General features: G+C 39.6%; 10 protein-coding genes. 1 reads left to right on the top strand and 9 read right to left on the bottom strand.

The annotated features are described in order from the left end of the window. Window positions 1-165: 165 nt before the first annotated feature. From UYK_RS0118425 to UYK_RS0118455, 7 genes are all read right to left on the bottom strand, one after another. Window positions 166-1,215 (bottom strand): glycosyltransferase family 2 protein, encoded by a 1,050-nt coding sequence (locus tag UYK_RS0118425; RefSeq protein WP_016871909.1) that lies wholly within the window; start codon window positions 1,213-1,215, stop codon window positions 166-168. Further along, entirely contained in the window at window positions 1,212-2,480 is a 1,269-nt protein-coding gene (locus tag UYK_RS0118430) for a glycosyltransferase (protein WP_235182356.1), read from the bottom strand. Before UYK_RS0118430 ends, UYK_RS0118425 begins: the two co-directional genes overlap by 4 nt. A gap of 86 nt (window positions 2,481-2,566) precedes the next feature. Further along, the gene (locus UYK_RS0118435) at window positions 2,567-3,751 is read right to left on the bottom strand and encodes a glycosyltransferase family protein (protein ID WP_016871911.1); all 1,185 of its coding nucleotides are present in this window, start codon (window positions 3,749-3,751) and stop codon (window positions 2,567-2,569) included. A 181-nt stretch (window positions 3,752-3,932) separates the two neighbouring features. Further along, window positions 3,933-5,180, bottom strand: a complete 1,248-nt coding sequence (locus UYK_RS0118440) for a glycosyltransferase family protein (protein WP_009453850.1) — start codon at window positions 5,178-5,180, stop codon at window positions 3,933-3,935. 35 nt (window positions 5,181-5,215) lie between these two features. Continuing rightward, window positions 5,216-6,619 carry a UDP-glucose dehydrogenase family protein gene (locus UYK_RS0118445; RefSeq protein WP_009453851.1) on the bottom strand — a complete coding sequence of 468 codons (1,404 nt, stop codon included), beginning with the start codon at window positions 6,617-6,619 and terminating at the stop codon, window positions 5,216-5,218. A gap of 608 nt (window positions 6,620-7,227) precedes the next feature. Beyond that, window positions 7,228-7,908 carry a response regulator transcription factor gene (locus UYK_RS0118450; RefSeq protein ID WP_009453852.1) on the bottom strand — a complete coding sequence of 227 codons (681 nt, stop codon included), beginning with the start codon at window positions 7,906-7,908 and terminating at the stop codon, window positions 7,228-7,230. Window positions 7,909-7,919: 11 nt separating this feature from the next. Further along, window positions 7,920-9,446 carry a sensor histidine kinase gene (locus tag UYK_RS0118455; RefSeq protein ID WP_083893692.1) on the bottom strand — a complete coding sequence of 509 codons (1,527 nt, stop codon included), beginning with the start codon at window positions 9,444-9,446 and terminating at the stop codon, window positions 7,920-7,922. A 433-nt stretch (window positions 9,447-9,879) separates the two neighbouring features. On the opposite strand from UYK_RS0118455, the gene UYK_RS0118460 reads away from it, so the two are divergent. Further along, window positions 9,880-10,701, top strand: a complete 822-nt coding sequence (locus UYK_RS0118460; protein WP_009453855.1) for a SirB1 family protein — start codon at window positions 9,880-9,882, stop codon at window positions 10,699-10,701. 93 nt (window positions 10,702-10,794) lie between these two features. Here UYK_RS0118460 and UYK_RS0118465 read toward each other — a convergent pair whose 3' ends face one another. Together UYK_RS0118465 and UYK_RS0118470 are read right to left on the bottom strand one after the other, a co-directional pair. Further along, window positions 10,795-11,247: an SRPBCC family protein gene (locus tag UYK_RS0118465; protein WP_009453856.1), complete on the bottom strand. Its 453-nt coding sequence runs from the start codon at window positions 11,245-11,247 to the stop codon at window positions 10,795-10,797. Between the two features lie 74 nt (window positions 11,248-11,321). Further along, complete coding sequence (locus UYK_RS0118470; RefSeq protein ID WP_009453857.1) at window positions 11,322-11,591, bottom strand: hypothetical protein; 270 nt, start codon at window positions 11,589-11,591, stop codon at window positions 11,322-11,324. Window positions 11,592-12,064: the final 473 nt, after the last annotated feature.

The raw sequence follows: 12,064 nt of genomic DNA on the forward strand, positions 1-12,064 counted from the left end.
CTCCTCATTTATCAAAAAATCAGGATAATTTTTAATTACGAACACAGATGAACACAGATGAACACAGATTTTATTCGTGTTTATCTGTGTGCATCCGTGTGCATCGGTGGTCGATTTCCAAACAAAAATTTTGTCGTAGCTTCACAACTTACATCAGATCTGCTTCTAAAGGGATACTAATTCGTGTTCAGCTTTGTCACTCTGTGCTACTGATTGGGTATAACTTGTATGATTTGGGGTGTAGCGATCGCTTATATATTGGTTTAACTTCTTTTCCAGCGAAATCGCCCATTTTTCTAACCATAAAGGCTTTGTCCCGAAGGTAAGGCGATGCAGCAGCGGTTTCAAGAATGCTTGGTGGCGGCGATGTCCCATCCGCTTGTAGCGTTTTTTGAAGTATTTGTCCTTGGTTGTCAGTTGCCATTTTTGGGCAAAGTGTTCTAAACTAGCAGTTTCCCAAGCATCACTCCAGCGCAGCATAAAGAAGGTAAGTTCGGGTATTTGTAACTTCAATCCTGGTACGTAGGTAACTATCGAAGCAGGTTCACAATAAACCGTACCTCCAGCGTTAGTTACAGTCAGACAAAAATCAATATGTTCCCGTGTACTTAGCAGTCCTTCATCTAAAAGTCCAATCTGCTCAAAAATTTCAGTGCGGACTAACATACAATGAAATTCCGCAAACTCGCACTGTTGACGGTGCAGCTGGTTACGCACCTCAGCAACTTTGCGATTAACGAAGTAATGTTTTTCATGTACTCTTCGCTTGGCTTCGTTATGTTCTTGGGTTTCAACAACAATGTGTGCTTCACCACCTGCTAAGTGGATGGTCTCTCCCAAAGGTTCACCAATACAGGTAAGGGGACAAACAACAGTTGCTTTTGTTTCTTCCGCGCATTGGAGTAAATGGTCTAGCCAACCTGGAGCCACAATCACATCGTTATCAATGAATACAACATACTCGGTCTTAACTTGATGTAAACCCAAATTACGGGCTTGGTTTGGTGAAAGGTAATACTCAGTACGAATCAAATCAAATTCTTTCTGGCGCGCCTGTTCCTCAAGATAGCCAGCAATCTTAGGCGGGGAATTACCATCTATGTAAACTAGAGAAAAAGGTACATGAGTATTTTCGTAAATACTTTCCAGTGATTCGCGAGTGTAGCTAAAACGTTCACGTTGAGAAACAATTATGGTAACTTTTGGCTTGTTCATAATATTTGTTGGTAGTCGATAGTTGGTTGTTGGTGAGTAGAAAAATTCTCACTGCCAAAAAGGTGCTGTATGATTGTTTTCTCGTATTCCCAACTCTGCAAAACTTCTTGGTAAACATTTAGCCAGTTCTGATGTTCTATGGATGGATGAAGTTGCTGTTGTGCTTTTGTTTTGGCTGCTGCACCCAGTTGCTTGCGTAGCTGTGGTTGGGTAGCTAAAGATAGCAGTGCTGTTTTGAGTTCAGCGCTACTACCAGGATTGACCAGTAAACCATCGACGCCATCTTCCAAAATTTCACCAATAGCATCTACTCTAGTGCCAACAATGGCACAACCAGCTACCATGGCTTCTAGAAGCGCATTTGGACACCCGTCAGTTACTGAGGGAATGGCGAAAATATCTAAATGTGGTAAATAAGCTAAAGCTTCTTGGCGAGTTGTAATACCTGTAATGCGAAGGCGAGAACCCAAAGAGCATTGTTTTAATTCTTGTTGCCAATATTTTCGTTCTTTCTCTACAAAGTTACCAATCAGCAACAACGTCAAGTCGATTTTCTTGCTTAACTCACTGCAAGCATCAAGGAGAAATTCTATACCTTTCTTGTCACGAAATCTGCCACTAGAACCGATGATAATACCCGACAACTCTGATATGAGAGGAGGGGTGCGGAGTTTGGTGAAATTAATTGGTGCAATTGAGTTCCAAAAAACAGAAGACTTTAACTTTACACTAGGAGCGATCGCATTCGCTCTTTTCTGCAAGTCTTGACTTACAAATGTTACCCAATTAGAGTTTTCTAAAACCCAAGCTATCTGAGCATGGTTCTTAGGATTAAAAATATGTTTGTGTAAGTCAGCACCCCGGACGCTATTAATAACTGGCAAATCATTTTCTTTGGCTAACAGTGTCGTAACGTAACCTGTTTCATTCATAAAAAAGGCATGAAACAAATCAAAACCGTACTGTTGATGTAAATATTTCAAGTGTAAGTAGACATCACTAAAAAAATCATGAATTTCTTGTGTATCATCACGTACAGCTGATTTAATTCGATGTACAAATACTCCATCCTGAACGGTTGTTTTACAGCTTGCTCGTCTTACACTTCCATCATCTACTAGCCGTTGCTTAGAGCGAAAAACTGCAACATGAACTTCATAACCACTACTAACTAACATCTGGGCAATACGATGCACTGACTCACCAACACCACCTATATCTGGAGGGTATTCCAGTGTAGTAATACAAATCTTTGTTTTATTCATGGTTTTTACCAAAATCTCTTTTCTCTGCTTCCTTTGCGCTTGTGACTGACGAGCCATGGCAAGTCTCTACATTTGTGGCAACATACTTAAGCAATTTTTTCTTTATAGACAAAATCTTTTAAAGATTTTGCTGTATTTTCCACACCATTAAAATCGAACTTAATTTTATTTATTTGCTTTTCCAAGTAACTGATTATCCTCCAAGCAAAGATGTCAGGTTGCAAATCTTGAGGATAAATTGTCTTCGTAATTCCTAGTGCATTTAACTTTTGGGATCTAATAGTTTGTTCTTGATCATTGTTACCAGTGAAAGGAAGAATCATAGCTCGTACACCCGTTGTTAAAATATTGAGTGTGGTATTGTAGCCAGACATACTAATAGACAAGTCTGCTTTTTGCATGTAATTTAAAAAGTAAGGTGTATAGCGACGAATGCGAAGATTATTGCTATTTTCCTTTAGCGTTTGTAATTCCTGAAATTTTTCGTCTGGTATAAATGGCCCCGTAAAAACTTGAATATTATGGGGAATTATTTTCTCTAATAATGGCGCTGTCTTCACCACACAATCCAATAATTCATGACCAAATCTACCACCACCGACACTGACTAAAATCAAAGGTTGTTCAGATTCAATAATTTCCTTATCTTCATCACTGAAAACAGGATTTTCTGATGTTTTTTGTACCACATATCCAGTATAGTAAACTTGACAATTAAAGTCTTGAATTCGAGAGAAAGTTTCTTCTAATGACACAAATTTTGGATCGCTATGAACCAACAGTAAATCAAAATATTGATTTATGAGTTTACAGACTTTTTCTTCATGTCGAGCTTGATTTTGTTTTGTAACTACAATATCTCTGAGACTGCAAACTACTTTAGTAGAAGATTGACTTGCTTGCACTTTTTCTAACATAGGAATTAATTCAAACGAGAAGCGCCTTCTACCAAAAGGAAATAATTCTATCATTAAAATATCTGGCTGGAATTTGTCTAATATTGACAGCAGCAAATTTTTTCTAATTTCTTGAACTTCTGTTAGCGTAAAAGCATGATCTACCACTTGCAATTCTTTAAATTCCGGGTCTGTTTTAATTGCTGGTAAATTAACAACTTCAACTCCTGAGGGAACCTGAAACTCTGGAATTACCTCACCACCATTAATAAAACAAATGTGAAAATCTTTAGTTAAACCGCGTACAATCTCCATACTACGCACTAGATGACCCATGCCCAAAATATGTTGGCAGTAGAACATTAACTTTTTCATAATCTTTTTCCAACACTGATAAATTTTTGAAGATAAATCTCATCTAAATCCACAAAAACATGTAGAAACAAAACCCATAACTTATCAACCACAACCAGTCACAAACGAACAATCCATCTGTGTACCCTGCGGGAAGCCGCGCTTGGGCGCGTCTACATCTGTGTCCATCTGTGTTCGTTTATCAAATAATTATTTTTCCAGCCAAAATACCCTGTGAAAATCTTTCCGAATACAAAACTTCTCGTTCATAAATTAAATTTTTATTTGTAAAAATACTTTTAATTAAACTAGCAATCCTATCTAACCCACCTAAATCAACAGTATTATTCACTTGCGTATTTACTAATTGTTGCTGTACCTGTTGCATTAAGACTGATGGTGTCAGATCATGAGGATGAATTGTCTGGAAGCAACCAAATTCATACATTCTCTGCGATCGCACAAATTGTTCTTGGGAAGGCTTGATTCGCGGTATCACCACAGCAGGTTTGCTTGCGGAAAGAATTTCGCACACAGTGTTGTAACCAGCCATCGATACCACTACATCCGCTACCCCCACATAACTCATCAAGTCATCGGTAAATTCATACATCTGCACCTGTGGATAGGTTGTTGCCATCTGATACAATGCCTGTCTATGCTCTATCGGCATCTCTGAACCGCAAATAATCAGACTTTTGATGTTGTGTGTATCTGTCAGTAATTTCAAGCCTGTGAGATAGGTATGAATTAGCTGATAACCGTCTTCTCCCCCACCAGGAGTAACTAATACAAGCTTTTGATTAGAACTTAGCTGTAACTCATCTCGCACTTGCTCAGGTTGCTTGCATCCCTGCGGTTTCCGGATATATCCACAAAAGTGTGCTTTCTGGATAACCTCAGTTGGAAACTCATATTCCTGTGGTAGATGAAAAATTTCTGGTATCCCAACAATCAGCAACAAGTCATAAAACTTTTTAACCGCTTCATAATAACCATGTTTGTGCCATTCTGCGATCGTTTTTGCTGGCGTGTCGAGAATATCTCTTAACAGAAGTACAAAGCGAGTTTGTGGTAACTTAGCTTGCAAGTAATCTAGAGTAGGGGCAAGTTCATTTTTAATCCCGTAGGGTTTCTTATCTACCAGCACCAAATCCGGCTTATAATTAACGGCTGCTGATAGAATCAAATCCGATCGCATTTTCACTGTTTCATCGATGTCTGTACCCAAGTACTTAGCAACTAAATTATCTGTTTCTCCTCGATTGATACAAGGAAGCTTGATGTAGTCAAGTCCTTTGGGTAGGCGAAACCCGTGTAGTATCGGTGAACCAGATATTAGTAAAATAGACAGTCCCTCTATTTCCCTCAATAGATGTTCGCAAATCGCTAGCATTCTGCGAATATTGCCCAAACCGAATGTGTCATGGGAATAAACCAGCAGTCTCATTGTTCAGATCCTCTTTAGTGCAGGTGCAAGAGATACTAAGAAACTGCCAAGAGTTCATTAGTAACGGTTGGTAGTGCAGAAGTTGATCGCAAACCATTAGCTGTTGTTGGACGACCAATACCAACGTAGTAAAAACCAGCCTTTGCCATATCCTCCGGATTAAAGAAATTGCGACCATCAATCATTACAGGATTAGTCATCAATTTAGCGAGTTTGGCATAGTCTAGGTTGTGAAAATGTTGCCAGTCTGTGATCAATACCAATGCATCACAACCTTGCGCCAATTGTTCTGGATCAGTCACTAAAGTTACGTCCGCTTCTACCTGGGAAATTACCGGATCATAAGCTTTGACTTTCGCCCCTAAGCGATTTAATGCTTGCAGTAAATCCCCTGCGGGTGCATCGCGCAAGTCGTCTGTGTTGGGTTTGAAGGTTAAACCCAAAAAACCAATGGTTTTGCCTTTCAGGATTTTCAGGACTTGCTGAAGTTTTTCCACAATCAGCAACCGTTGACGTTTGTTGACGCTAACTGTGGTTTTTAGTAGTTGAGCATCATAACCATAATCTTTAGCAGTATGAATTAATGCCGAAACATCCTTCGGAAAACACGAGCCGCCCCAGCCAATCCCTGCTTGGAGAAACTTGCTTCCAATACGGGAGTCTAAACCAATACCTTTGGCAACGTGAGTAACGTCAGCACCAACGCGATCGCAGATATTGGCTATTTCGTTAATAAAGCTAATCTTGGTTGCCAGAAAGGCATTAGCAGCATATTTAATCATCTCTGCAGATGCTAAGTCTGTTATTACCATAGGCACGGGAGGTAATAAATAATTATCAACTGTAAACTTGCGCTCAATGATTGGCGCATACAGTTTTTGCATCATGGCGATCGCTCTGGGGCTATTGCTACCTAATACAATGCGATCGGGATTAAATGTGTCGTAAACTGCCGAACCTTCCCGGAGAAATTCAGGGTTACTAACCACATCAAAGCCTGTAATATCTTGCTGACGTTCGGCAATAGCATCTATGATCATGCGCTGCACCCAATTACCAGAACCGATGGGAACGGTAGACTTGTTGACAATGACTTTGTAACCACCGTTAAGATTGCTACCAATACCACGAGCCACGGCTTCTACGTAGCGAGTGTCACTCTCGCCACTAGGTAACGCTGGAGTACCAACAGCAATGAATACAATCTCGCCATGTTCTATACCGACAGCCAAATCTGTAGTAAATTGCAGCCTTCCCGCCTGCATATTGGACTGCATAATTTCTTCCAGTCCCGGTTCAAAAATAGGCGACTTTCCAGACTGCATTAATGAAACTTTGGCGGTATTTTTATCCACACAGATGACACTGTGGCCAATCTCTGCCAGACAAGCTCCAGTTACTAAGCCAACGTATCCAGTACCAATGACACAAACACGCATGGCATTAATCCTCGAAAATGCTCAAAAACTACTGAAGCTGTGAGAAAAACAGATAATTAATTCCTCACATATACATAGGCTCTCAATTAGTGATGAATTCTGTATGAATTTTTTATGAGAAGTTTTTCATCAAAAGAAGTTGATATGTTATCCCGATTTGAAAAAAGGCGTTGCTGAATCAAAATATGAATTTACAATTTACGGGTGTGACCAGAGGTAGTGACCAGAGGTAGTGACCAGACGTAGTGACCAGACGCAGTGACCAGACGCAGTGACCAGACGTAGTGACCAGACGTAGTGACCAGACGTAGTGACCAGACGTAGTGACCAGACGCAGTGACCAGACGCAGTGACCAGACGTAGTGACCAGACGTAGTGACCAGACGTAGTGACCAGACGTAGTGACCAGACGTAGTGACCAGACGCAGTGACCAGACGTAGTGACCAGACGTAGTGACCAGACGTAGTGATCAGACGTAGCATTGCTACGTCTCTACAAAATGTAGACAAACACCATTCATAACCAAATTCAGCAAGCCATGACCAATATATAGCTTTATGAGCAAAACTAGAGCCGATTTTCAAATTATCAACCTACGCGATCGCTACTAGAGTTCATTACTTAACCGTAATCGATAGCCCATACCTCTGACAGTTTCAATCAGGTCACTACCTAACTTTTTACGTAGATAACCTACATACACATCCACAATATTAGAACCTGGGTTATAATCAAAACCCCAAACTCTGTCTAATAGTTGTTCTCGACTTAATACTTGTCCTGGATGACGGAAAAAAGTTTCTGCTAAGGTAAATTCCCGTGCTGGTAAATCAACGGTGCGACCATCTACTTTGATTCTGCGAGTACGTAGATCCAGGATTATATTACCAACCCTGAGGAGCGTGTCATTGTTCACCGAGGAAACAGTACTACTGCGTAATCTTACCCGGACTCTTGCTAATAGTTCTTCAAAGCGAAAGGGCTTAGTAACATAGTCATCAGCACCGCTTTCTAATCCTGTTATTTTATCTTTGATGTCATCACGGGCAGTCAAAATAATAATCGGCAAGCTTTCGCCTTGTCCACGTAAATCTTCTATGACTTCTATACCGTCTTTTCCAGGTAATCCTAAATCTAAGAGCAGTAGGTCAAATTCGCCCTCTTGAACCATGAGTACAACCTCATTGCCATCTTCAACAACGGCAGTAGTAAAGCCATGAGAACACAAGCCTTTTTCTAAAAAGGAGGCTATACGGGGTTCATCTTCAGCGATGAGAATGCGATGCATCGGGTACTTCCTTATTGTGGTGGTTCCACTGGTAAGACTATAGTGAAAGTAGAACCGAAACCTAGTCGGCTACGAAGCTTTACTGAGCCATCATGGGCTTGTGCGATCGCCTGCACAATTGACAAACCTAGCCCTGCACCCTCCGATCTCCGACGGCTGTTAGTGGCACGGGCAAAGCGCCCAAAAATTCTTTGTTGGTCAGCTTTGGCAATGCCTTCCCCGGTATCTTTAACCCAAAAATGGACTTTGCCTCGATTAATTGCCGATCCTAGAGAAATTGTATCAGTTGATAATGTATGTTGAGTGGCATTTTGTGCCAGATTCATAACTGCCTGAGTCAGTCGATGCCGATCTACGATGATTTTGCCTTTACCAATGCCTTCCAACTGCCAATTGCGGTCTGCTAGTGCTTGTGCTTTCAGAAATAATTCCCGTGTAAAGGAATCTAAATCAACTGTTTCCAACTGTAAAAAATCTGGACGTTCTGCTTTTGCCAGCAAAATCAAATCTTCCACAAATCGACTCATACGGTCTAATTCATCCAGTACCAGGGGAACAGTTTCCTGCACTTCTTCAGGGTTATCACCCATTAATTCTAGGTGTCCCCGGATAATAGTAATTGGTGTGCGGAGTTCGTGTCCGGCGTCGTTAATAAAGTTGCGTTGACTGGTAAAAGCAGCTTCCAGGCGATCCATCATTTCATTAAAGGTAATTGCTAACTCTGCGATCTCACCCTTACCTTTGACTGGTAAGCGTTGAGTTAAATCAGATTCACTAATTGAGCGAGTTGTCACCATCAGTAAACGCAAAGGAGCCAAAATTCTGCCGGAAACTAGCCAGGCAAATATTAAAGCCACTATCAACACTACACTGCTCAACTGTACGATCACCGAGACAGCATCTAAAACCTCTCCACGCTCCCCTGCTGTAGTATGAGCAACTACAAATACTCCGAGAGTTTTTCCATTGATTTTGACTGGTTCAGTAATATAGATTATATTTTCTATAGTTTTGTCTGAAACTGATCTTTCTCCTTGTTCAGGTTGGGTTAGCTTAGCCCAACGCCTCATTAACTTTGAATCTTTTGCCAAGGGATCTGGTCTAGCACTAGGACTCGATTTGTAAAACTTTTCATTGACAAAAGCAATTAAATGTGTATCATCTTCTGGTAGTTGACGAGAAAGAAAAGCATCAAAAAAGTCTTCTAATTCTTCATGAGAAGATGGAGGCTTTAGTTGTTCGTCTACCTTTATATTTCTAGACTCCCCTATCTCCTCTCGTACTTCCGTATCTTTTTCATAGATTAGTTTTTTAAATGTTTCCATCTTTTCTGTCAGTTCCCTACGAACTCGCGTGTCCACCCTTGCATACAGAACCTCACGAAATGTTGGAATAAAGATAATAAAGATGAAAGTCGTAGATAAAATGTACCAAAAGAGAATCCGAGTCTGGACTGCCCAAAAAATTCCCCTAGTGGGATGAAAAAATTTGTTCTTTGCTGTGTCTTGTTCTCTACTTCTGCTTGGAGTTATGTGCATGATTTAAAAATAAATAATAAGCAAATTTAAATAGTTACTAGTTATTGATTATTAGGCATTTGTCATTTGTCAATAGTTAGTGGTTAGTAGTTAGTGGTTAGTGGTTAATAATAATTTCTCTACTCCCCCCACTCCACCCTTACGGGAAGCCGCTTGCGCGTCTACACACTCCCCCCACTGCCCCTAATCCTCCACCTGCGTATTTATTTTTTAATCACCTTCTCCTCTAACGAGGAAGAGAATACATAAAGATTGTCTATACTTATTCTTCTGTTTGATTCATGATTTTCATACCTTAGATAGATGCTTATTATTTATTTTTTTGCATCAAATTATTTGCAAATCTAGCCAATATCTTTAATATTAAATATAGGTATCACCACCACTTCATAATTTTCAATCTGAACTGTAAACCTATACTCGGCATAAACTTATGAATATCTCATCAGCGCGGCAATATTTTTACCAGGAAATTCAGCAGCCTGATGAGTGTATAGATTTAGCAAGAGCAGCCTTATATATTGCCCAAGAAGAATATCCTGACCTTGATCCAGAAGAATATATCAATAGTCTAGACACAATGGCAACAGAATTAGAAGAACGGTTGCCAGCAGAACGTTATCCTTTGCGAATTATCCAAGCTATTAATCAATATCTCTATAGTGATTTGGGATTTGCAGGAAATAAACAAGAATATTATGATCCTCGCAATAGCTATTTGAATGATGTGATTGATCGCCGTCTAGGAATTCCAATTACTTTAGCAGTAATATATCTAGAAATTGCCCGACGGATTGATTTTGCGATGGTAGGCATAGGAATGCCAGGACATTTCCTCATTCGTCCTGACATTTCTGATATTGAAATTTTTGTGGATACCTTCAATAAAGGTGAGATATTATTTCCGCAAGATTGTCAAGAGAAATTAACTCAAATCTATCAGCATCCCGTGACTTTGCAACCAGAATTTTTAGCAGCAGTAACAAACAAACAAATTTTGGCGAGAATATTAACAAATCTCAAATATATCTACTTGAATAAACAGGAATTAGAAAAAGCCTTAGCTGCGGTAGAGAGAATTTTATTATTATTTCCTGGTTTTGCTTTAGAAGTGCGCGATCGCGGTCTTTTATGTTATCAACTCGGTCGCTTCTCCCAAGCAGCCAATGATCTAGAAACTTACCTAGTCAAAACTCCAGAAGCCCAAGACGCCTACATGATTAGGCGATTGCTGACTCAACTTGGTAGAGGGTAGTCAATTGTCATTTATCGTTGGTTATTAGTTAGTGGTTAGTGGTTAGTGGTTAGTATTTATTTCCCACTCCCCATCTCCCCACCTCCCTACCTCTCACTCCTGCTGCATCTCCTCTGCTAAAAGCTTAAGTCGGCGCAGTTGGGCTTGCATGTCTTGTTTTGTCCAGTTTTCAGCAAAGGTTTTAAAACCCCAACTTACCAAAGGGTTGGGTATCTCAAATTCAAAGCGATTGAGTAGGCGTGTTCCTTTTGCTTGTGGTTGACATTCCCAACGATCGCGTCCTTGAAAAAAACCCTCGAACCCCCAAACAATCAAACCTGGTTTTCTTTCTACAACAGTACTATTCAATGTCGGTTTAATTAAAGGTATTTGAATCACAAACCGACTGTGACTACCAACATCGGTACTCCATTCACCTACAGGTTCGCAACGCAATACAGGATTAAGCCAACGGTGCATTAAAATGCGATCGCTAATACAACGTTCAACCACTGCGGCTGAGGCATTAATATCTATTGATTGTTCAAAAACTTCCATTGCAGACATTTAGCTTAAGTTCTTATCATATCTGCACTCAGAGTAACGCAAATTGAGGGGATTGGGGAACTCATCGCCCCCGATCACCGAGTTCCACTACCATAAGAAGGACTATCGGGACCACCATAATTTGGAGGTTCATAGTCGCTACTCGATTGAAAATTTGTAGTTTTACGCTTTGAACTTTGAGAATCAACCCTCAGGCTGATCAAATTATTTGTGGTCTGGTCACTACTCTGATGATTAACAATCGCATCAGTAAACATCCAAGCGGTATCAGCCATTTTGAGAATTATCAGAGCAACTCCGATAAAAAACAAGACAACGCTAGTAGTTCTCAAGCTAGTCTTCATAACCCTTGGTTTTTATTTAATTAACAATCTTTTGCTTTGAAAATCTGAGTTTTATTAAAACTTCGGAGAAAGTTTAAATTTTCATCCGCATAATCACTGAATAAAAAGCACAAATATTCTATTAATTAAAGTTCGGATGTAAACTTTTAACCGTGTAGATACTTACCTGCTTTTTGTTTACTTTCTATTACTCCCATAGCATTTACATCTATCCAAAGTAGTACTTTCTCCATAAATACCACAATTACATCAGCTACTTTACTTAATTTTAATAATTTATTAATATTTTTCCGAGTAAATACTATATTCGAGCAAATTCAATTGATACTCAAATAGCTATAGAAAAAGACTTCAACGTATGAGCAATATTGTTAATATGATTGTTTTTCATCCGGAAAAATTTAAAAAATTTATTTACTTGTTAAAATTTCAGTATATACACTGAAATTTTAAGCAAAGTAATATGCTAACAC

Origin of the sequence: Fischerella thermalis PCC 7521, from assembly GCF_000317225.1 — a bacterium.
Taxonomy (GTDB): Bacteria; Cyanobacteriota; Cyanobacteriia; order Cyanobacteriales; family Nostocaceae; genus Fischerella; species Fischerella thermalis.

Excerpts from the sequence above, each read along its gene's own strand:
- UYK_RS0118425 (WP_016871909.1), bottom strand. The coding sequence starts at position 1,215 with ATGAACAAGCCAAAAGTTACCATAATTGTTTCTCAACGTGAACGTTTT.
- UYK_RS0118430 (WP_235182356.1), bottom strand. The coding sequence starts at position 2,480 with ATGAATAAAACAAAGATTTGTATTACTACACTGGAATACCCTCCAGAT.
- UYK_RS0118435 (WP_016871911.1), bottom strand. The coding sequence starts at position 3,751 with ATGAAAAAGTTAATGTTCTACTGCCAACATATTTTGGGCATGGGTCAT.
- UYK_RS0118440 (WP_009453850.1), bottom strand. The coding sequence starts at position 5,180 with ATGAGACTGCTGGTTTATTCCCATGACACATTCGGTTTGGGCAATATT.
- UYK_RS0118445 (WP_009453851.1), bottom strand. The coding sequence starts at position 6,619 with ATGCGTGTTTGTGTCATTGGTACTGGATACGTTGGCTTAGTAACTGGA.
- UYK_RS0118450 (WP_009453852.1), bottom strand. The coding sequence starts at position 7,908 with ATGCATCGCATTCTCATCGCTGAAGATGAACCCCGTATAGCCTCCTTT.
- UYK_RS0118455 (WP_083893692.1), bottom strand. The coding sequence starts at position 9,446 with ATGCACATAACTCCAAGCAGAAGTAGAGAACAAGACACAGCAAAGAAC.
- UYK_RS0118460 (WP_009453855.1), top strand. The coding sequence starts at position 9,880 with ATGAATATCTCATCAGCGCGGCAATATTTTTACCAGGAAATTCAGCAG.
- UYK_RS0118465 (WP_009453856.1), bottom strand. The coding sequence starts at position 11,247 with ATGTCTGCAATGGAAGTTTTTGAACAATCAATAGATATTAATGCCTCA.
- UYK_RS0118470 (WP_009453857.1), bottom strand. The coding sequence starts at position 11,591 with ATGAAGACTAGCTTGAGAACTACTAGCGTTGTCTTGTTTTTTATCGGA.